The sequence below is a fragment of the Campylobacter sp. CNRCH_2014_2452 genome (assembly GCF_025772865.1).
GTDB lineage: Bacteria > Campylobacterota > Campylobacteria > Campylobacterales > Campylobacteraceae > Campylobacter_D > Campylobacter_D lari_D.
In genome coordinates this window covers 1-21,140 of sequence record NZ_JAKMSX010000009.1, presented here as the reverse complement: position 1 = coordinate 21,140, position 21,140 = coordinate 1, and the positions used below count along the sequence as shown (strand labels likewise).

Annotated in this window: 21 protein-coding genes; 13 read left to right on the top strand and 8 right to left on the bottom strand. The window is 29.6% G+C overall.

Annotated features, from left to right (window positions below; all coding sequences use genetic code 11):
• Positions 1–49: 49 nt before the first annotated feature.
• The 6 genes from L8X38_RS06900 to bamA are packed head-to-tail and all read right to left on the bottom strand — an operon-like array spanning position 50 to position 5,885.
• Positions 50–976: a tRNA dihydrouridine synthase gene (locus L8X38_RS06900; RefSeq protein WP_220566496.1), complete on the bottom strand. Its 927-nt coding sequence runs from the start codon at positions 974–976 to the stop codon at positions 50–52.
• Positions 973–1,956 carry a hypothetical protein gene (locus L8X38_RS06895; RefSeq protein ID WP_263661640.1) on the bottom strand — a complete coding sequence of 328 codons (984 nt, stop codon included), beginning with the start codon at positions 1,954–1,956 and terminating at the stop codon, positions 973–975. Before L8X38_RS06895 ends, L8X38_RS06900 begins: the two co-directional genes overlap by 4 nt.
• Positions 1,953–2,309: an RNA polymerase-binding protein DksA gene (gene dksA / locus L8X38_RS06890; RefSeq protein ID WP_133319649.1), complete on the bottom strand. Its 357-nt coding sequence runs from the start codon at positions 2,307–2,309 to the stop codon at positions 1,953–1,955. The genes L8X38_RS06895 and dksA overlap by 4 nt, the downstream gene beginning before the upstream one ends.
• A gap of 8 nt (positions 2,310–2,317) precedes the next feature.
• The gene (locus tag L8X38_RS06885) at positions 2,318–2,773 is read right to left on the bottom strand and encodes a 23S rRNA (pseudouridine(1915)-N(3))-methyltransferase RlmH (protein ID WP_220566494.1); all 456 of its coding nucleotides are present in this window, start codon (positions 2,771–2,773) and stop codon (positions 2,318–2,320) included.
• 2 nt (positions 2,774–2,775) lie between these two features.
• Positions 2,776–3,618 (bottom strand): acetyl-CoA carboxylase, carboxyltransferase subunit beta, encoded by an 843-nt coding sequence (accD, locus tag L8X38_RS06880; RefSeq protein ID WP_263661639.1) that lies wholly within the window; start codon positions 3,616–3,618, stop codon positions 2,776–2,778.
• A gap of 50 nt (positions 3,619–3,668) precedes the next feature.
• Positions 3,669–5,885, bottom strand: coding sequence for an outer membrane protein assembly factor BamA (gene bamA, locus L8X38_RS06875; protein ID WP_263661638.1), 2,217 nt, complete (start codon positions 5,883–5,885; stop codon positions 3,669–3,671).
• Positions 5,886–5,962: 77 nt separating this feature from the next.
• Between bamA and L8X38_RS06870 the strand changes: the two genes are divergently transcribed.
• The 13 genes from L8X38_RS06870 (at position 5,963) to ribD (ending at position 18,981) form a co-directional block, all read left to right on the top strand.
• Positions 5,963–6,790, top strand: coding sequence for a prephenate dehydrogenase (locus tag L8X38_RS06870; protein ID WP_263659726.1), 828 nt, complete (start codon positions 5,963–5,965; stop codon positions 6,788–6,790).
• Between the two features lie 76 nt (positions 6,791–6,866).
• Entirely contained in the window at positions 6,867–8,246 is a 1,380-nt protein-coding gene (locus tag L8X38_RS06865) for a M23 family metallopeptidase (RefSeq protein WP_263661637.1), read from the top strand.
• 2 nt (positions 8,247–8,248) lie between these two features.
• Positions 8,249–9,133: a UDP-3-O-acyl-N-acetylglucosamine deacetylase gene (gene lpxC / locus L8X38_RS06860; RefSeq protein WP_263661636.1), complete on the top strand. Its 885-nt coding sequence runs from the start codon at positions 8,249–8,251 to the stop codon at positions 9,131–9,133.
• A gap of 41 nt (positions 9,134–9,174) precedes the next feature.
• Positions 9,175–9,582 carry a tRNA threonylcarbamoyladenosine biosynthesis protein TsaB gene (locus tag L8X38_RS06855; protein WP_263661653.1) on the top strand — a complete coding sequence of 136 codons (408 nt, stop codon included), beginning with the start codon at positions 9,175–9,177 and terminating at the stop codon, positions 9,580–9,582.
• Between the two features lie 8 nt (positions 9,583–9,590).
• Positions 9,591–10,469: a homoserine kinase gene (thrB, locus tag L8X38_RS06850; protein WP_263661635.1), complete on the top strand. Its 879-nt coding sequence runs from the start codon at positions 9,591–9,593 to the stop codon at positions 10,467–10,469.
• 24 nt (positions 10,470–10,493) lie between these two features.
• Positions 10,494–10,760, top strand: a complete 267-nt coding sequence (locus L8X38_RS06845) for a DUF448 domain-containing protein (protein ID WP_263661634.1) — start codon at positions 10,494–10,496, stop codon at positions 10,758–10,760.
• On the top strand, positions 10,741–13,374 hold the full coding sequence (infB, locus tag L8X38_RS06840; RefSeq protein ID WP_263661633.1) for a translation initiation factor IF-2: 2,634 nt from the start codon (positions 10,741–10,743) through the stop codon (positions 13,372–13,374). Before L8X38_RS06845 ends, infB begins: the two co-directional genes overlap by 20 nt.
• Positions 13,371–13,733, top strand: a complete 363-nt coding sequence (rbfA, locus tag L8X38_RS06835; RefSeq protein WP_039617407.1) for a 30S ribosome-binding factor RbfA — start codon at positions 13,371–13,373, stop codon at positions 13,731–13,733. The genes infB and rbfA overlap by 4 nt, the downstream gene beginning before the upstream one ends.
• Positions 13,723–14,145, top strand: a complete 423-nt coding sequence (gene rimP, locus L8X38_RS06830; protein WP_133319638.1) for a ribosome maturation factor RimP — start codon at positions 13,723–13,725, stop codon at positions 14,143–14,145. The genes rbfA and rimP overlap by 11 nt, the downstream gene beginning before the upstream one ends.
• 72 nt (positions 14,146–14,217) lie before the next feature.
• A complete protein-coding gene (locus L8X38_RS06825; RefSeq protein ID WP_263661632.1) occupies positions 14,218–14,505 on the top strand; it encodes a hypothetical protein in 288 nt (95 codons plus the stop codon).
• 12 nt (positions 14,506–14,517) lie between these two features.
• The gene (locus L8X38_RS06820) at positions 14,518–16,665 is read left to right on the top strand and encodes an McrB family protein (RefSeq protein WP_263661631.1); all 2,148 of its coding nucleotides are present in this window, start codon (positions 14,518–14,520) and stop codon (positions 16,663–16,665) included.
• Entirely contained in the window at positions 16,658–17,980 is a 1,323-nt protein-coding gene (locus L8X38_RS06815) for an McrC family protein (protein WP_263661630.1), read from the top strand. Before L8X38_RS06820 ends, L8X38_RS06815 begins: the two co-directional genes overlap by 8 nt.
• 8 nt (positions 17,981–17,988) lie before the next feature.
• Positions 17,989–18,981, top strand: coding sequence for a bifunctional diaminohydroxyphosphoribosylaminopyrimidine deaminase/5-amino-6-(5-phosphoribosylamino)uracil reductase RibD (ribD, locus tag L8X38_RS06810; RefSeq protein ID WP_263661629.1), 993 nt, complete (start codon positions 17,989–17,991; stop codon positions 18,979–18,981).
• Here the strand turns inward: ribD and sppA are convergent.
• Together sppA and L8X38_RS06800 are read right to left on the bottom strand one after the other, a co-directional pair.
• On the bottom strand, positions 18,978–19,871 hold the full coding sequence (gene sppA, locus L8X38_RS06805) for a signal peptide peptidase SppA (protein WP_133319634.1): 894 nt from the start codon (positions 19,869–19,871) through the stop codon (positions 18,978–18,980). The genes ribD and sppA overlap by 4 nt on opposite strands.
• Positions 19,872–19,895: 24 nt before the next feature.
• Positions 19,896–21,140 (bottom strand): autotransporter domain-containing protein (locus L8X38_RS06800; RefSeq protein ID WP_263661628.1); only part of this gene is annotated, 1,245 nt, incomplete at its 5' end.

The following is a 21,140-nucleotide window of genomic DNA, read 5'->3' as shown; positions in this document are numbered from 1 at the left end:
TTTTATGGTATCTCTTCATTCATATTGCTTAGAATTTTACAAGCAAAAATCATTCCTTATTGAAAAATTCTTGCATATATTTTCGCATAATTTCTGCATCATTAATGCGATTAACACAATCTCTAAAATTTGAAGCATCTTCATAGCCTTTAGAATATTCATGTAAGTGCTTTCTAAATATGCTTATACCTTGTTCTTTGTAATGTTTTAGCATTTCTTCAAAATGTGTAAAGATGATTTTGTTTTTTAAAATTTTATCGATTTTTTTGCCAGTTTTTACCTCGTGAAATATCCAAGGTTTTCCTATGCTTGCACGCCCTATCATCAATGCATCACAATTTGTTATTTTAAAAACTTCTTTAGCATTTTCTGTGCTAATATCGCCATTTGCAACTAAAGGAATTTTGATATTTTCTTTAGCTAAAGCTATAGCTTCATAATCAGAATTTCCACTATACATTTGTTTTCTAGTGCGACCATGCATACTGATAAAATCTACCCCAGCATTTTCACATGCTTTAGCAATGGTAATAGGATCTTTTTTTTCAAACCCTAATCTTACTTTGACACTAGTTAGCTTTTTATTGCTTGTTTTTTTGATAAGTTCTAAAATTCTTTGCAATTTATCAAGATCTTGCAAAAGAGCACTGCCTGCACATTGTTTTATAACTTTATTTACAGGACAGCCGCAATTAAAATCAATCCCATCTATAAAATCAAAACGATTTAATATTTCTACAGCTCTTTGAATCACACTTTCATCCGAGCCTGCAATTTGAACTATATAAGGATTCTCAAGTTCAGCTTTTTCTAACATTTTAAGAGTTTTTGAGCTTTCATACACTAAAGCATTAGAACTTATCATCTCACTAATTGTTACATCAGCTCCAAATTGTTTAACTAAATTTCTCAAAGGTAAGTCCGAAAAACCTGCCATAGGAGCTAAAAACAAAGGCTTTTTACTAAAATCTATCATTGTATAAATTTTTCAAGTTCTATTTTTTTATTATGTTCTCTTAAAAAGAGCAAGAGTCTAAAATCCTTATGTTCGTTTTGATCATTTCCTAATTCATTAAGCAATTCATCATACATACCAAATTCTGCTAAAGTATAAAGATAAGCTCTTAAAGCTTGAGAATGACTATCTTTTAACTTTTTAAATAAAGCAATTAATATTTGAGGCTCTAATTTTTTACAAAGTATTTTTGTGCATTGTAAATATGACTTATCATCTAAGGTATTCATGCTAAGCAAAACTTCGATTTCAGCATGATTTAATTCCAAATTTTCTTTTTCAAATCTATCCAAAAGTAATAAAATATCATCTTGATTTTTTTGTATTTTTAGTGTTTTAATTTGGCTATAAGGTGCATTATCTAATACCATTTTATAAGCAAAATTTTCTAATTCATTTGTCAGAGTTTCTTTATTTTTAATAAAAGAAAAAGCATAGTCGCTATCTTTTTGGAAATGATTTTTTTCATTTAAAATGAAAATTTCATTATGTGGATCGAGTTTGTATTTTTTTAATTCCACAAATTCCTTTTTGTCTAACTGCTCTAAAATATTTATAATATCATCTATTTTTGTATTTTGATTTTTTTCTTTAAAATAAAGAGCTTGAGTGTTTTTGGCTATATCTTGAAATTCTTGAGTTTTAAATTTAATTTTGCTTATTTTTTTCAAAAATACATCAATTAAAAAATTTTCATAATTTTTGCTATCTTTAATAAGATTTTTGTATTGTAAATGTTTTAAAAAGCCATAAAAACTCATATGCAATAAAGCTAAAACCATCAAAATAAATGCAGGTAAAATTACCCACAAGCTGATAGGTAAATTTAGCTCAAAAGTAGAAATTGTGAAAGTGTAATTTCCCAAATTTAGATTATAAACTAAGGCTGCTACGATTAAAAGATAAACTAAACTTGCAAAGAAAAATAATTTTACTTTCATAATTCTTTCCTTTTTTCTAAGTTTTCACGACAATTTATACAATATTTTGCGTGAGGTTTTACTTTGAGTCTTTCAGGATGTATATCTTCATCACAATACTCACAAATTCCATAAGTATTGTTATCTATTTTGCTTAATGAATGTTTAATTTCTTCTAATTCTGTTTTTAAATTTTCATTGATTTTTAAGTCAATATGTGAGCTGTTGTCAATTTGCTGTAAATCAACTTCATCTCTTGGTTCACTATCTTGCAGATCATGGATATTGTCTATATTACCTTGAAGTTCTTGTAAAATTTCTTTTTGTCTTTGAAGTAATATATTTTTAAATTCTTCAAGATTTAACTCTTGCATAAATGCTCCTATTTGTGGTATGGATGATTTGTATTAATGCAAAATGCACGATAAATTTGTTCTAAAAGCATAGTTTTAGCAAATTTATGCACTAAAGTCATTTTGCTAAGAGCTATGCTTGTATGCATTTGTGCGATGAATTCTTTTTCAAGGCCATAAGCGCCACCTATAAAAAAAGAAATTTCATTTTTATCTTGTAATAATTTAGCAAATTCTACACTTGTAAGCTCTCTACCCTTTTCATCTAAAGCTATGCAAAAACCTTTTTTATAAGGATTTAGCGCGTTTGTATAAGATTTTTTTGCTTCTATGGTATTGGTATTTTGTGCTAAATTAATTTTATTGTTAAAAATACAAATATCATTAAAATTGCAAAATTTTTTGATGAGCTTGGTGTAGTGCTCATCTATTTTACTAAATTCATTATTATTGTTTTTTTGAATGCTTAAAAGATTAATATGCATTTTTAATTTTTAGAAAAAAATCTTAAAAAATCTGCTATAAATTTTTTATGTTCACTTCTTTCTACAATAGCATCAATCAATCCATGTTCAAGTAAAAATTCGGCCTTTTGAAAGCCTTCTGGTAAATCAGCACCTATAGTTTGTTTGATAACTCTAGCTCCTGCAAAGCCTACTAGGGCACCAGGTTCAGCCATAATGATATCTCCAAGCCAAGCAAACGATGCGCTCACCCCACCCATAGTTGGATCAGTTAAGACAGAAATATAGGGAAGCTTTTCTTCTGATAATAGCTTTAATGCTGCACTTGTTTTGCTCATTTGCATTAAAGAATAAGTGCTTTCTTGCATTCTAGCTCCACCACTTGCGCTCACTATAACAACAGGAGTTTTTTTCTCAATTGCCCTTTCAATAGCTCTAAGAATTTTTTCACCTTCTACTGAGCCCAAACTTCCACCCATGAAAGAAAAATCAAAAACAACTAATTGAGTTTTAATGCCATCTATATTGCACTCGCCACTTATTATAGCGCTTTTTCTTCCTGTTTTTTCTTCATTTTCTGCCAATCTTTTTTTATATGATTTACTATCAACAAATTTAAGCGGATCAATCGCATGTAAATCTTTATCCATTTCTACAAAAGTATCTTCATCACTAAGTAGCTCGATGCGTTTTAAAGGATTTAATCTCATATGAAAATTACATTTAGGACAAACATTATAACAAGTTTCTATTTCTTTATAATACATTAACGCATGACAAGAATTACATTTTACCCAGTGATTTGGAGCTTCGCTTGGAGCGGCTTGTTTGCGTCTTATGCTAGAAAAAATATCTAAAAAATTCATTATCTCTACCTAAAATAAAATTTCAAAATTATAGCAAGATTTTAGTATTTTTAAAATCTTGCACCCAACATAAACTCGAATTTGCTTAAGTCGTCTTTTGAATTGGTGTTAAATGGTTTAGCAAAAACTAAATTTAAAGCACCTAGTGGGGTTAGCCACTCAAAGCCAACACCTGTGCTCCATCTTTGAATTTGACTTAAAGAACTCTCACCTATGGCACCATAGTCAAAAAACACACTTCCTCTTAGTTTGATTCTATCAAAGATTGGAAAACTAAGCTCTACAGAATTTGCAAAAGCCACTGTACCACCTGTTTCATCACCCCATTTGTTTTTAGGACTCACGCTTCTTCTATCAAAACCTCTAATAGTTCCTATGCCTCCAAGGTATAATTTTTCATTGATAGGTAAATAACCTTGATCCCATACCTTATAAAAACTTGCTTTATAGCGATAAATCAAATCCCAACCTATAAATTCTTCTAAGCCTTGATAATAATTAAATTTAGTAGTAGAGCTTATAAATTCTTGATCTCCACCTAAGCCTGCATATTCAAGTGAGGTTGAAGCGATAAAACCTGATCTTGGTAGATAATAATCATCTGTATTGTTAAATACTATTGAAGGAGTGATAGAGCTTTTGTAAGTTTTACCAAGTTTATATCCTTGAGCGATTAAGCGATCACTCAAATGATAAATATCACTTTGCTCAAGATTGTAAGTTAAATCTATACTTGTATATCTTCCCAAAGTTTTACCAACACTTATATCAAAACCATAGTTTCTCTCATCATAACTATCCCATTCTAAACGATCTGAATATAATGATCCTCCAAGAGAATAATCACTATCATTTACTCTAGGATTTCTTAAAGATATTCTACCTGAAAGTGTATCATCGCCTTTGTCTATACTTACACTTCCCTTCATGCCAGAGCCTAAGATATTTGCATCAGATAATGAAGCACTAAGTAAAATTCCATCACTAGTTCCATAACCAATACCACCTGAAATAGCTCCAGTTGAAGCTTCTTTGACTTCTACTATCAAATCAATATGTGTATCATCTACTCTTTGTTCTTTAATATCTACATTTTCAAAATATGCAGTTCTTCTTAGAGCATTTCTTGAGTCTATTAAATCAGTTCTATTATAAAGATTGCCTTCGGTTAGATAAAGCTCTCTACGAATAACCCTATCAACTGTTTTAGTATTACCTGAAATTTCAACATTTCTAACATATACTTTTTCATTAGGTATGACTTTAAAAATAATCATAGCTTCATGGTTTTCTTTATCTTTTTGTATATCAGGTATAACCTGTACAAAAGCATAACCCAAATCAGCTGTCTTTGTTTCTATAGTTTTTATATCTTCTCTTAGTTTTTCTATATTAACTATTTTTCCAACACTTAATTTTAAATCATTTACTAAAGCTTCATTTTCTTCATCACTAAAAATAGGATTAAAAATTTTAATCCCTTTAACTTTATAAACCTCACCCTCGTTGATAAAATAAGTTAAATCAGCTTGATAAGTATCTGTATAAGTATTTAAAAAAGCAGGAGATACGCTCACATCAAGATAACCTTCTTTTAAATATACATCTGAAATTCTTGAGCTATCATTTGCAAGATCAAAGATTTTAAGCTTACCATCGTTAAAGCCCCACATCCAGCCTAGGGCTTCTCTTTGTTTATTTGCTACCGCAGGTTCAATATCTGAATAACTTAAATTTTTTGCACCACTTAAATGTACTTTTTCTATGATGATATTTTCCCCACGATTTACAACAAAAGTAAGTTTTAATGAGCTTGAATTACTTAATTTTTCATCTTTGATTTCTACAACAGTATCATAAAAACCTTTGGCTTGATAAAAAAGTTTGATTTTTTCAGCTGCGTCTTTAGCTGAATTTTCATCATATAAAATTCCAGGTTTTAAACCAACAAGGCTTTCTATTTGTTTTCTATCGTTACTTGCTATACCTTGAATATCTATTTTTCCAATGGAAGGTTTTTCTATTACTTTAAAAGTTAGCACCCCATTTTTTTCTTCTACTACTATATCTTTAAAATAATTTCTATCAAAAAGGTTTTTAATCGCTATGTCTATACTAGCAGGATCGATTTTTTGTCCTATTTTTAATTTAGAAATCGCAATAGCACTTTCTTTAGAAAGTTGCGATAAGCCTTCAAATTTTATATCTTTAATCGTAGCTGCACATAAAGAACTTGAGAGTGCAAAGAAAACAAACCATTTTTTCATCATTTTACCTAAATTTTTATATACAAAATCGTTATAATACCAAAATATTTTTAACTAATGCTTTTTAAGGAAAATTTATGAAAGTAGGTATAATCGGACTTGGCTTAATAGGTGGATCTTTGGGCCTTAGCTTAAGAGAGAATAAATTAATAGATTTAGTTTGCGGATATGATATAAACAAAGAATTTGAACAAATCGCGCTAGAGCGAAAATTAATAGATAAAATTGTTTCATTTGAAGAGTTAAAAAAATGTGATGTGATTTTTTTAGCTATCCCTGTAAGAGCTATTGTAAAAATTTTAAAAGAATTTCAAGATATTTCTAAAGATTGCACTATCATTGAGCTTGGAAGTACAAAAGAAGAAATTATTAAAAATTTACCATCTGATTTACAAAGTCAATTTATCGCAGCTCACCCTATGGCAGGAACTGAAAATAGTGGTCCAAATGCAGCTATAAAAGACTTGTATAAAAATGCAGTTTGTGTTTTGTGCGATGTGCAAAATGCTGATCATATTCATCAAAAAAGGGCTATAGAAATTTTTTCAGATTTAGGAATGAAGCTTGTATTTATGGATAGTATCGCGCATGATCATCATGCTTCTATCATTTCACACTTACCGCATGTGATTAGTTTTTCTTTGGCAAATTTTGTGATGAAAGAAGAAAATAAAAAAAATATAGCCCATCTAGGAGGCCCTTCTTTTAAAGATATGTGCAGGATTGCTAAGTCAAACCCTCAAATGTGGAGCGGTATTTTTGAACAAAACAAACAAAATTTATTAAATTCTATTGATTTATTTCAAAAAGAATTACAAGAGTGTAAAAAAATGATAGAAAAATGTGATATAAATGAACTTGAAGCTTGGATTAAAAGTGCAAATAAGTTAAGAGAAATTTTGTAAAATTTTTTATAATTTACTCTTAATTTGCTAAAGCATAATATATTTTTACAAAAATTATACAATGAAAGTGGAGAATATGGTTTTTACGCGTAAAAGATCAAATAAAAAATGGATTTTTCTAGTTTTTTTAATACTTTTAGTCTTTGGGGTTTTTGTGTTAAATACAAAGCTGTTTGAAAAAAATCCTCCATTAATCCAAACAAAATCAGATATTATTTATAGCAATTTAACAGATCCTATATCTATAGAAATAAGCGATGAAAGCGTTTTAAAAGATGTTAAAGTCACACTATTTAAAGCAAATGAATTAAATGGTGAAATGCTTGTTAATGAACATGTTAAAGGTAATAAAAAAAGTGTCCATTTTGATTTAAAACTACCAAAACCAGCTTATAAAGAAAATGTTGATTCTTATAAGCTTGTAATAGAAGCAAGTGATAGTAGTTTTTGGAATTTCTTTTTAGGAAATCAAGCGCTTAAAGAAGTGAAAGTTATCATTGATACCAAAAAACCATTTGTAGAAATTTTAGACAATTCTTATCAAATCGAACAAGGTGGAGTAGGTAGTGTGGTATTTAAAGCAAGTGATGAGAATTTACAAGAAGTTTATATCACAACTGATAAAGATAAAATTTTTAAAGCAACTCCTTATGTGAAAGAAGGATATTATGCTGCTTTGATTCCTTGGGAGGCAACTGATGAGCATTTTAGAGCTTATGTAGTGGCAGTAGATAAAGCAGGTAATGTAAACAAGCAAAGAATTAGATATTATTTTACCAATAAAAAATACCGTGTATCAAATATAAAAGTAAGTGATAGATTTTTAGATGGAAAGATTGAATTTTTAGCACAAAAATATGCTCCAAAAGATAGAGAGTTAAGCAGGCTTGAAAAATTTAAATTTGTTAATGAGGACTTAAGAGCTTCTAATGAAGTTATCATTCATGATATTACGAGTAAAGTTCCTGATACTATGATTAATAATTTTAAAGTTAATCTTTTCAAGCCTTTAAAAAATGGCCAAAAAGTAGCTGATTATGCTGATCATAGATTTTATTCTTATAATAATCAAGCATTTAGTAGTTCTTATCATATGGGACTTGATTTAGCAAGTGTAAAAGAAGCGCCTATCATTAGCAATAATGATGGTGAAGTGGTATTTGTACAAGAAAATGGAATTTATGGACTAAATATTATTATTTATCATGGTTTTGGGATTTATACTCTTTATGGACATTGCACTAATGTGGATGTAAATGTGGGCGATAGAGTTAGAGCAGGTGATGTTATAGGCACTACAGGCACTACAGGCTTAGCGCTTGGAGATCATGTGCATTTTGGTGTTTTGGTGCAAGGTGTTGAAGTGCGTCCTGAGCAATGGCAAGATGCAAAATGGATAAAAGAAAATATCTATAATGTATTAGAATCAAGCAAAAAAAGAATTTTGAGTGAATAAAAATGAATCAAACAACAATAGCAAAAGAAGTTAAAGGTGTTGGTATAGGTTTGCACAAGGGTGAGCCTATTAGTATAAAATTAGAGCCATTAGAAGCTGGTAGTGGTATAGTGTTTTATAGAAGTGATTTGGGAATTTCTTATGAAGCAAAGCCTGAAAATGTCATCGATACACAAATGGCTACTGTAATAGGCGATCATAGGGGTTATGTTTCTACTATAGAACATTTAATGAGCGCAATTAATGCTTATGGTATTGATAATGTGCGTATAGTTTTAGACGCAAACGAAGCTCCTGTAATGGATGGTAGCAGTATAGGTTTTTGTATGATGCTTGAAGAAGCAGGTATAAAAGAGCTTGATGCGGCAAAAAAAATTTTAGTGATTAAAAAAAGTGTAGAAGTAAAAGAAGGCAATAAATTTGTGCGTTTAAGTCCTACGGATATGCCTATTATAAACTATACAATCGAATTTGATAATCCTATTATAGGCAAACAAAATTATTGTTTTGAATTTAGCAAACAAAACTACATAGAGCAAATAGCAAGAGCAAGAACTTTTGGATTTTTAAAAGATGTTCAAGCTTTAAGAGCTATGAATTTAGGTCTTGGTGGAAGCCTAGAAAATGCTGTTGTGGTTGATGATAATCGTATTTTAAATCCTGAAGGTTTGCGCTTTAAGGATGAATTTGTGCGTCATAAAATTTTAGACGCTATTGGGGATTTAACCTTGCTTGGATGTAGAGTTTTTGGAGATTATACTTCTTATGCAGGTTCACACAAGCTTAATCATCTTTTAACTAAAGAACTTTTAAAAGATCCTAGTACCTATGAAGTGGTAAGCTTAGAAAAAAGCACACATAAGGTTTACGAAAAGGTTTTTGCATAAAAAAGGTTACTTTGCTTTTAAATGCCATAGCAAAACCTTTAATGCTTGGTATTTATGAAAATGATTTATTGTTAAATACCATTGAAAGTGATTTAAAAGTTAGCGAGGTTTTACCAAAAATATTGCAAGAATTACTTTCACAATATGAGTTTGAAAAGCTTATTTATGTACATGGGCCAGGTTCTTACATGGGTATAAAGATTTCTTATGTTTCTTTTGAGACATTAGCCATAGTCAAAAACATTCCTTTAAAAGCAATCGGTGCTTTTGAGTTAAATAACAACACTCCTATACCTGCAAACAAACATTTATGTTTTGTAAAAAAAGACAATGGTGAAATTATTTTAGAGAAGACACAAGCAGGAAGTTTTTTTATGCCTCAAAGTTTAAAAGGTTTAAATTTAAGCAAAGAAAATACACCTTTTTATGTTTTAGATGCAATTAATTAAGGTAAAAAATGAAAATTTTAGTTCCTGCGACAAGTGCAAATTTAGGTCCTGGTTTTGATTGTTTGGGCTTGAGTTTAAAACATTTTAATCAAACTATAGTTGAAAAATCTAAATTTTTTAGTATTAACATACATGGAGAAGGTGAAAATAATATCTATCTTAAAAAAAATAATACTTTTGTTAATATTTTTTATGAAATTTATCAAAGACTTAGCGGTAAAAAAGATAATTTTCGTTTTGTTTTTCAAAATAATATCCCTTTAGCAAGAGGTATGGGAAGTTCTTCTGCTGTAATAATTGGAGCTATTGCTTGTGCTTATGAATTAAGCGGATTTAAAGCAGATAAAAATATCATTTTAAATGAAGCTTTAAAATATGAAAATCATCCAGATAACATAGCTCCAGCAGCTCTTGGAGGTTTTGTGTGTGCATTAAATCACAATCAAAAAGTCTTAGCTATAAAAAAAGAAGTAGATAAAGACTTACAAGCTGTTATAATTATACCAAATGTAGCGATGAATACTCAAAAATCAAGAACAGTTTTAGCTAAAAAAATTAATCTAGAAGATGCTGTTTTTAATCTTTGTCATGCTTCATTTTTAACAGCTTGTTTTTTAGAAAAAAAATATGACATGTTGAAATATGCAAGTTTAGACAAACTTCATCAAAATCAAAGAATGAAACTTTTACCTGAGCTTTTTGAAGTACAAAAATTAGCTTTAGATAATAATGCTCTCATGAGTACGCTTTCAGGCTCAGGTTCGAGTTTTTTCACTCTAGCTTATAAAGATGATGCTAAACAAATCAAAGAAAAAATCAAAAATAAATTTGCTAAATTTAGAGTTGAGCTTTTAGAATTTGATGATGAGGGCTTTAAAATTTGCTAAAAATTCCAAAAAAAAGATATAATTTTGAAAAACCATATACCCATTAGAATGTGCATTGTTTGCAAAGGTCGTTATGAAAAGCAAAGTTTGCATCAATTTCAAATAAAAAATTCTCAAATTATCACTAAAGTGGAATTTGGTAGGAGTTTATATATTTGTAATCCATGTTTTGAAAAAGATGAAAAAATATTGCAAAAGGCTTTTATGAGAGCTTGCAAAGGCAATTTTTATGGTAGTATAAATCAGCAGGATTTAAAGGAGATATTTTTTAATGACAGATGTAAAGATTAGCGAAATCGCTCAAGAGTTAGGATATACTAGTAAAGAAATTATAGAAAAAGCCAATGAAATAGGCTTAGAGGATATAAAATCCCCTAACAAAAAAGTATCTTCTGAAATCGCAGAAGCGATTTATCAATATGTGCAATCAGGCGAAATACTAGATGTGGTAAAAAAAGTGGCCAAACCTAAAAAAGAAAGTGCGACTAAAAAAACTACTACTAAAAAAGAAGAAAGTAAAAAAGAAGAGAAAAAAACTACTAAAAAAGAAACAAAAACTCCTGTTAAAACAACAAATGAAAAGAAAGAAGAAAGTAAAAAAGAAGAAAAGCAACCTGAAAATCCTATTAAAAATGAAGCATTAGAAGAAAAAAAAGAAGAAATTAAATTCGATGAAAAACTAGGCTCTAATTTAAATTTAGCTAAAAGAAGAGGTTTAGTTATCGTTAAAAAGAAAAAAGAAGAAAGTAAAGAAAACCAAATAAACAATGAAGAAAAATCTAATATACAAAATACTCAAGGTTTGAGCCTTAGTATGATTTTTTCAAATTCAGATGAGAATTTAAAAAGAAAGAAAAAAGAAAAGAAAAATCATCCTGTAGCAAGTAAAAAAGAAAACACTACTAAAATGGATCTTTTAGGAGATAAAGACTTTGCTGATATTTCTTTAGAAGATGACGATATGGTAGTTTTACCTGATTTTAGTGTAAAAGAAAACAAACCAGCACAACCAGCAAACAAAAAACAACCAAATATTTTAAAGCAATCTTTAAATAACTCTATCAACCCATTTGGCGAGGGTGGTATACAAAGAAGAAGTCGTAAAAAACCACCTAAAAAGGTAGAGAAAAAAGAAAGTGAAGCTATAACAAGTGTAAGCATACCTAAAGAAATTCGTGTGTATGAATTTGCTGAAAAACTTGGTAAAAACACCGGAGAAGTTATCTCTAAACTTTTCATGCTTGGTATGATGACAACTAAAAATGACTTTTTAGATGAGGATGCTATAGAAATTCTTGCTGCTGAATTTGGAGTGGAGATTAATATCATTGATGAGGCTGATGAGTTTGATTATGTAAAAGATTATGATGAAAATCAAACAGAAGAAAATTTAAGCCAAAGAGCTCCGGTTATTACTATTATGGGGCATGTTGATCATGGTAAGACTTCTTTGCTTGATTATATAAGAAAATCACGCATTGCAAGTGGCGAAGCAGGTGGGATTACTCAGCATGTGGGCGCTTATATGGTGGAAAAAAATGGTAGAAAAATCACTTTTATCGATACTCCAGGCCATGAGGCATTTACTGCTATGCGTGCAAGGGGAGCTAGTATAACGGATATTGTTATTATCGTAGTAGCTGCAGATGATGGGGTAAAACCACAAACTAAAGAGGCGATCAATCATGCAAAAGCAGCTAATGTGCCTATCATCATTGCTATTAATAAAATGGATAAAGAAAACGCAAATCCTGACATGGTAAAAACCCAACTAGCAGAAATGGACATCATGCCAGTAGAATGGGGTGGAAGCCATGAATTTGTGCCAGTTTCAGCTAAAAAGGGTGATGGTGTAGAGGATTTACTTGAAATTGTATTATTACAAGCTGATATTTTAGAGCTTAAAGCAAATCCAAAAGCCCATGCTAAAGCAAGTATTATAGAATCTTCAGTGCAAAAAGGTAGAGGTCCTGTGGCTACTATCATCGTGCAAAATGGTACTTTAAGAGTAGGAAATACAGTCGTAGCAGGGGAAGCTTATGGTAAAGTGCGTGCTATGAGTGATGATCAAGGCAAAGCTTTAAAAGAAATAGGCCCAGGTGAGTGCGGAGTGATCATAGGTCTTAGTGAAGTAGCTGATGCAGGAGAAACTCTAATAGCCGTAGATAGTGATAAGCAAGCAAGAGAATATGCTAATAAACGCCATGAATACAACCGCCAAAAAGAACTAAGTAAATCTACTAAAGTAAGCATAGATGAGCTTGGTGCAAAAATCAAAGAAGGCAATTTAAAAGCCCTTCCTGTGATCTTAAAAGCAGATGTGCAAGGTTCACTTGAAGCGATTAAGGCTAGTTTAGAAAAACTCAAAAACGATGAGATTAAGGTTAATATCATCCATAGTGGGGTAGGTGGGATTACTCAAAGTGATATAGAGCTTGCAAGTGCGAGTGAAAATTCTATTGTTTTAGGTTTTAATATACGCCCAACTGGTGAGATCAAAGAACGCGCTAAAGATAAAGGCGTAGAGATAAAAACTTATAATGTTATTTATAACTTGCTTGATGATGTAAAAGCCTTACTAGGTGGTATGATGAGTCCTATCATCTCTGAAGAACAACTTGGTCAAGCTGAAATTCGCCAAGTGATCAATGTACCAAAATTAGGCCAAATCGCAGGTTGTATGGTGACAGAAGGCACGATCAATCGTGGTGCGAAAATCAGGCTTATTAGAGATGGGGTTGTGGTATTTGAAGGTAATGTAAGCTCGCTCAAACGCTTTAAAGATGATGTAAGAGAAGTTGCAAAAGGCTATGAATGCGGTGTAGGCATAGAAGGTTGTAATGATATGAGAGTGGGGGATTATATAGAAAGTTATAAAGAAGTTGAGGAACAAGTAAGCCTATGAACCCAGCCGAAATCAAAAAGCTACGCACAGAAAGCATTTTAAAAGAACTTATACCAGAAGCTTTAGCAAATTTAGACAACGAAGCTTTAAAAAATTTGTGCGTAGTAGATGTGGAGTGTAAAAAAGGCAGATATGATGCTTTTGTGTATCTAGATAAAATGTTTTTTAATACCCAAGAGCAAGAAATCATACTCAATCAACTCAAAAAAGCCGCCCGTGCTTTGCAAAATTATTGCATGAGTGAGCAAGGGTGGTATAGATGTCCGAATTTTCACTTTAAATTTGATGATAGATTAGAGTATCAAAACCATATGGATGCTTTATTTGAAAAAATCAAAAAGGAACAAAATGAATCTTGAAGCACTTTGTAAAGAAGCAGGGCTTAGCTTTTATGATGATGAGCTAGTAAGTGAAAATGGTAGAAAGATTTATAGAATTTATGTACAAAAAGAAGGTGGAGTAAATCTTGATGATTGTGCTAAGCTTAGTGAGATTTTATCACCTATTTTTGATGTAGAGCCACCTGTGGGTGGAGAGTATTTTTTAGAAGTATCAAGCTGTGGGCTTGAAAGAAAACTTAGTAAAATCGAGCATTTTGCAAAAAGCATTAACGAACTTGTAAAAATCACAACTAGTGAAAAAGAAAAAATCGAAGCAAAAATTATCGCCGTAGATGATGAAAATATCACTTTAGAAAATTTAGAAACTCAAGAAAAAACTACTTTAAATTTTAGCGACATAAGAAAAGCTAAAACTTTCATACAATGGTAAAAATTTAGAAATCTAAATTTTTACTCATCTTTTGTATAATTAAATTTAAATACGAAAATAAAAAGGCGTATAATGCTTGAAAATAGATATGATTATAAAATCAGTAAAGCAGACAAAAATGGCAATGTGTATTATCATTTTCCAAAAGATAGCGATGAGTTTAAAGAAGCGGTTGTAAAAAATGGTGGCATGAGTGTGTATGTTTATCAAGATGATAAGTTAATAGATGAATTTCATACAAAAAGTCGAGGTTATAAATGGAAAATTCCTATTTTTGGTTATTTAAAAAATATGCACAAAGATGGAGAATATTTTCATAGATATTATAAAAATTGTAAATTTTTTGCAATTGTGGATTAGGAAGGTTTTATCATGATTGAATTTTCTAATGAGGAAAGAGAAAATTTTATAAAAGCAATAGATGAATTAATAAAGCAGGTAGATGATTGTATTGATAGAAATAAAAAAACTAAAAATGGAAAGATCAGCAGCAAAGGAACTACCTGTAAAATAATTGAAAGTAATTTGAAATTTCTTAAAGAAAAATACAATTATCTTTTTAAACAACAAATAGGAAATTCAGGTGGAACTTTAAGTAAAGATGCATGGATTATATTTGTTAGAAAAGAATTGCTAAATAAAAATTACATTAATAGTGAAAAATTTACTGCCAAAAAAGGTATTTATATATTTATAGGATATAGTGGATATTTTGATAATAAAAAACATTTGAAAATATATTTTGATTTTCCAGATAATAATATAAACAAATCTAGATGTTTAGCAGTAGATAAAATGGAGCATGAAGGATATCTGCAAAAGTTTAATTTTACCTATAATTTAAACGAAAAAGATAAATTAGTAAAAGATTTTTTAGAAATGATGAGTTATTTTAATTCTTTAAATGAAAGTGATTTTGAAATTAATGAAAGCAATAAAATACAAAATCAACAATTAAATTTTGAAAATCAAAATCCACATTTAAATCAAATTCTTTATGGGCCTCCAGGGACAGGAAAAACTTATCATACGATAGATAAGACTTTAGAGATTATATCAAAAGTAGAAAAAATACAAATTCCAAGCAAAGATGATAGAAAAAATAGAAAAGAATTATTTGATGAATATGTAAAAAAAGGGCAAATAGTTTTTACTACTTTTCATCAAAGCTATGGATATGAAGAATTTGTAGAAGGTATAAAGCCTGATATCAATAAAACAGCGGAAAATTTTCAAGAAGTAAAATATAAAATAGAAAAGGGAATTTTTAAAGAACTTTGTGAAAAAGCTTTAGATAATTATGAGAATAGTATCTTAAATACAGATGAGTTAAATAAAAAAATGGAATTAAAGGAAAAAGTTGAAAATTTTTTAAATTGGCTTTTGGAAACAAATGAGCCTATTAGTAAAACAAAGGGTGGAAATTTCTTTGTTGTTGATATCAATGATAAAACGGTTATGATTTATAGTGAAGGAGTAGAGAGATTTGATGGAAATTTTAATTTAAGTATATCTATATTTACGGAGTTATTAAAACATAAAGATGAATTTAATAATGCTGCTGAAATGTTTAAAAAAGTATTTGATAGAGACTATACCGATAGAACTCATACTTATTATTTTAATTTAGTGAAAAAATTTAAAGCATATGAAAAACAATCAACCGCAAAGAATGAAAACAAGAAAAACAACGATAATTCTCTAAAACCTTACATAATCATCATAGATGAGATTAATCGTGGAAATGTAAGTAAGATTTTTGGTGAGCTTATCACTTTAATAGAACCTAGCAAAAGAATAGGTGAAAGCGAGGGATTAAAAGTTACTTTGTCTTGTAGCGGTGAAAAATTTGGAGTGCCTAAAAATGTTTATATCATCGGCACTATGAATACAGCTGATAGAAGCATAACTTCTCTTGATACAGCTTTGCGAAGACGCTTTGAATTTGTAGAGATGATGCCTAAACCTAATTTGCTTTATAATATATTTGTGTGTAAAAATGTTGAAAATCCAAATAAAGATGAAGATTATTTGGGCGATGATCGTAAAACAGAAGGCGATGCAGAAATACTTCAAAAAATCTTGATAAGTATAAACAAGAGAATTGAGTTTTTATTAGATAGAGAAAAAACGATAGGGCATGCATTTTTTATAAGTGAAGCTGTTAAATTTGATAAAAATAATTGGATCAAACCAGGTAAATATAAAGAAGATTGGTATGTTTTGAGTATTTCAAAATTAAAAAGTATTTTTCAAAATAAAATTATCCCGCTATTGCAAGAGTATTTTTACAATGATTATGCTTTGATAAATGCAGTTTTAAATGATAATGGTATGATTTTTGAAGATAAAAAAGATGATATATATATTCAAAAAATAAAGAATTTATATAATGTTGATAATGAGAGAAATATTTATACTATCGCTCCATTTGATGATGAAATTTGGAACGATATAAAAACATATCAAGCAATATATGATGATAAAATAACAAATAAAACAAAAAACGAAAATGAATAACACCTTTTCTATCATCGAATACCAAGATTTTTCTAAAGAAGATTTAAAAGAAATTTTCAAAGAAAAAGCTGAAATATTTTATAAAGAGCTAGAAGACTTCGCAAAAAACAATGAAAGTCTTCTAGGCTTTAAAAACAAAAATACCTTAAAAGCTAAAAATTATGTCGGCATTATACAGACTAAAAACGGTGTTTTAGAAATCTTGCCAAAATGTACGAATTTGGATAGCTATAAAAAAGAAGATAAATCCTCAAATTATGATAAAGAAAAATTAAAAAAATACTACGAATTAGAAAATATCTCTAAAAATGATGATTCTAGTGAAGAAGATCTTAAAAATGATCCTAGTATTCTTTTAATCAACATGCTAAAAACCTTAAAAAATTCTCCCTTTAAAAAGTCTCAAATTTCATCTTTGCAAATTGCTAAAATACCTTTGTTTGAAGTGTTTATTACGATGTTTTTAGATGAATTTGATAGTGTGTATAAAAAAGGTTTGATGAGATCTTATGTAAGTAGCGAAGAAAACAGAGCTTTCTTAAAAGGAAAATTACTATTCAATGAGCATATAAAATCAAATTTAATACACATAGAAAGATTTTTCACAAGTAGCGATGAATTTGTTTTAGACATAGCACCAAATCGTTTGATAAAATCAACATTAAATTTTTTAAAATCCAAAACAAGCTTGAATAAATTTAAAATCATCAAAGCTATGCAAATGCTTGATGAGGTAGAATTTTCTACAAATTATGAAAAAGATTTTAGTTTTAAAATTTCAAGACATTTTGATTATTATGAAAATATACTTTCTTGGTGTAAGATATTTTTGCAAAATCAAAGTTTTGCTCCATATAAAGGCAAAAACGAAGCCTTTGCTTTACTTTTTCCTATGGAAAAACTTTTTGAAAACTATGTGGCTTATATGTTTAAACTTGCTAATCCTAGTGAAAATATAAAAACCCAAAGTAGTGGAAAGTATTTAATCTCAAAAAATGATGAAAAATGTTTTATGTTAAAGCCTGATTTATATATAGAAAATAAAATGATCTTGGATGCCAAATGGAAAATTCCAGATGATAGTGAAGATGAGAAAAAGCATGGCATATCGCAAAGCGATTTATACCAAATGTTTGCTTATGCAAATAAATACGAGATAAAGGAAATTTATCTTATTTATCCTCTATGTGAGAGAACTTTTGACTTAAGAGAGAAATTAAAAACTAAAGATATTAAGTTTTTAGCACAAGGTTTTTTAAAAGCTTGCGATGAACATGTAAAGCTTAAGGTATTTTTTGCACCTTTACCTTTTTAGGAAGTAATATGAATCACGAATTTTATATGAATTTAGCTATAGATAAAGCTTGGAAATATCAACTTTTAACCTACCCAAACCCAGCCGTAGGCTGTGTGATCTTAGATAAAAATGGCAAAATCTTAAGTATAGAAGCGCATAAAGAAGCAGGTAAGGCTCATGCAGAGCTTGAAGCAGTGAGTAAAGCCTTAAAAGTGCTTAATCCAAATTTAGATTTACCACAAAATGCAAACGATTTGCATGAGTTTATTTGCAAAAATCATCAGGGGTTGTTAAAAGGCGCTAGTGCTTATGTGAGTTTAGAACCTTGTAATCATCAGGGTAAAACCCCACCTTGTGCAAAGCTTTTTAGCACACTTGGTTTTAGTGAAGTTTTTATCGCTACTAAGGATGAGCATAAGCTTGCAAGTGGTGGGGCAGAGTTTTTAAAAGATCAGGGCATAAAAGTTCACATGGGAATTTGTGAGCAAAGAGCCAAAGAGCTTTTAAAGCCTTTTTTAAAATGGCAAAAATCAAGTTTTAAAATTTTTAAACTAGCTCTTTCTTTAAATGGCTCTGCTTATGGCAAAATCGTAAGTTCTAAAGCAAGTAGAACTTACGCTCATGCATTGCGCTCAAAGCTTGATTTGCTAGTAGTAGGTGGAGAAACTATAAGGTATGATAGGCCTATTTTAGATGCAAGGTTAGTTCAAGCTAAAGCACCAAATTTATGCATACTAAGCCATCAAAATTTAGAAAGTTTTGATCCAAACATTCCTTTATTTAGCGTACCTAAAAGAGAAATTTTTACAAGTATTCCTAGTGAAGCAAAGCTCATCATGTATGAGGGTGGGGAGAATTTTTTAAAAGCCTTTAAAGATGAGCTAGACATGCTTTTGATTTTTTCAAACTCGAATTTAAATACCTTTGAAAATGTTAAGTTAGATTTAAAGCTAAAGCCTTTATACAAAGGCTTTTTAGAAAATGATACTTATGGGTTTTATGAGATTATTAAATCTTAATAAATTTTTTGTGAGCTTACTTGTGTGAAAAATTGCGCTAAAGTGTTAGCAAAAAAGCTAGCACTTTGCTCTTCTAATCGTTTTAAAAACTTATCTATAGCATCTTCTTTTTGCCAGATAGGGTTTTGCACTTTGGCTAGTTTTTCTAACTCTTTTTTGGCTTGCTCGTAATTGCCTATTTTATCAATGAGTTTTAATTTTAAAGCCTCATTTGCTAAAAACACTTTCGCATCAGCCCATGAGCTTGTTTGGTTTAAGTCTAGCTTGCGATTTTTAGCGACAAATTGCGTGAAAAGTTCATAGCTTTGATTGGCTAAATTTTGCAAAAAGTTTTTTTCATCTTCACTCCATTTACGCATGAAAGTTCCTGCTTCTTTATAGCTTCCTGCTTTGATGGTTTGCTCATTTATACCAAGTTTTTGTGCAAGCTCACTTACTTCAAAACCTTGCATAATTACCCCAATAGATCCTACAAAGCTAGCAGGATTAGCGATGATCATATCAGCTCCCACCGCGCTTAGGTAGCTTCCGCTTGCTATAGTTCCGCCTGCATAGACTACCACAGGTTTTTTAGCTTTAAGATCTTGTATAGCTAAAGCTATTTCCATGCTTGGTGCAAAAGCTCCACCAGGGCTATCTATAAAAAGCAAAACCCCTTTTATAGCTTTATCATCTTTGACTTTGTAAATTTGTTCTAAAAGATTGCTCGCATCGCTAATTTCACCTTTAAGATTAATTTGAGCTAGGTTTGCATTAGAAAGTTTGGCATTATCCCCGCTTGGAGTAAGGATTAAAAACACGATAAATAAAAACACAAAGGTTTTAAAATAAGTGTTGATATAAGAAATGGTTTTTCCAATTCCTTTAAAAAATGATTTTATAATCTGCATTCTTTTCCTTTTTAAGTTGTTTAATCAAAAATTAAATCCAAAATTTGACACCAAATTAACATTATATTGATTTTTATAAATTTCATTTAATAATTTTATATCAAAAAAGAATGTTTTATTTGGTTTGAAATTTAGTCCAAGGTTAATGTTGAGTAAGTTAGTATCTAAATCATAGTATTGTTTAAATTTTTGATTTTTAAAATCAATAAAATTTGCATTATTGCTTATCTTTTTTCCTGTTAATCTTTTTTCATACAATATAGAACCTGTTATAGTATTTTTATTTTCATCTAAATTTGGTAATACATAAGAAGAAGTAATCCCTAAAACTAAAGATGTGCTGTTGTGTTTTATGCTATCGTAAGATTTTGAAAAAATTCCACCGCTTTCACTAAATGCATTTTGTTGAAAATAATTGTAATTAAAATATACCAAAGGAGTTAAATTTAAATTTTTATTATAACTAAATTCTTTTGCTACACCTAATTGGGTAGAAGTTATCAATCCATTATATGTTCCTTTTAAAGTATCTGAATTTAGTATATATCTTTGCATGTTGCTTGAGTATAATCCTATGCCAATACCGCTTAAAATTTTAAAATTTTCTAAATTCAAAATATAATTGCTTGATAAATTTGCGTTTTTTGTTTTGATATTAGATGTTGAAAAATCAACATTAGAATATGAAGTACTTAAATGCGTTGCGAACATTGAAGAATTAATTTCTTTTCCTACGCTAAGATTGAGTCCATAGGAGCTTCCATGAAAATCATTACCATATATTTTTTTAAAACTAGGTCCCATTTGGAAGATATATGTTTGATTATCATAAAAATTAAAATTGGCTACATCACTTTGATATAATAAATTTGTCGGATAAGTATTACTAGCTAATCTAATATCCTCCATAGGTGTATTTATGAAAGTTGGATTAAGAGTCGAGAGCATGTTATTTTGTCCGAAATTACTGTAGGTGTTTAATAATTGGATTGAATTGGATAAATAATCATTTGATTCCAAGCTTTTTAGACTACTTTGAACGATTTTTTTATCTGCATTATCTAGTAAAATAAAATAATTTTTATAGTTTTCATTTAAGTTATCCATCATTCTAATGCTTCTTAATGCTTGTCCTATGGTGCTATTTTGAGTATTATATGCATTGTTTTTTATAATAGGCTTGACTATTATTTGAGAGTTATCATGCTCAGGTTTTTGTTCAGGTTTTTGTTCAGGTTTTTGTTCAGGTTTTTGTTCAGGTTTTTGTTC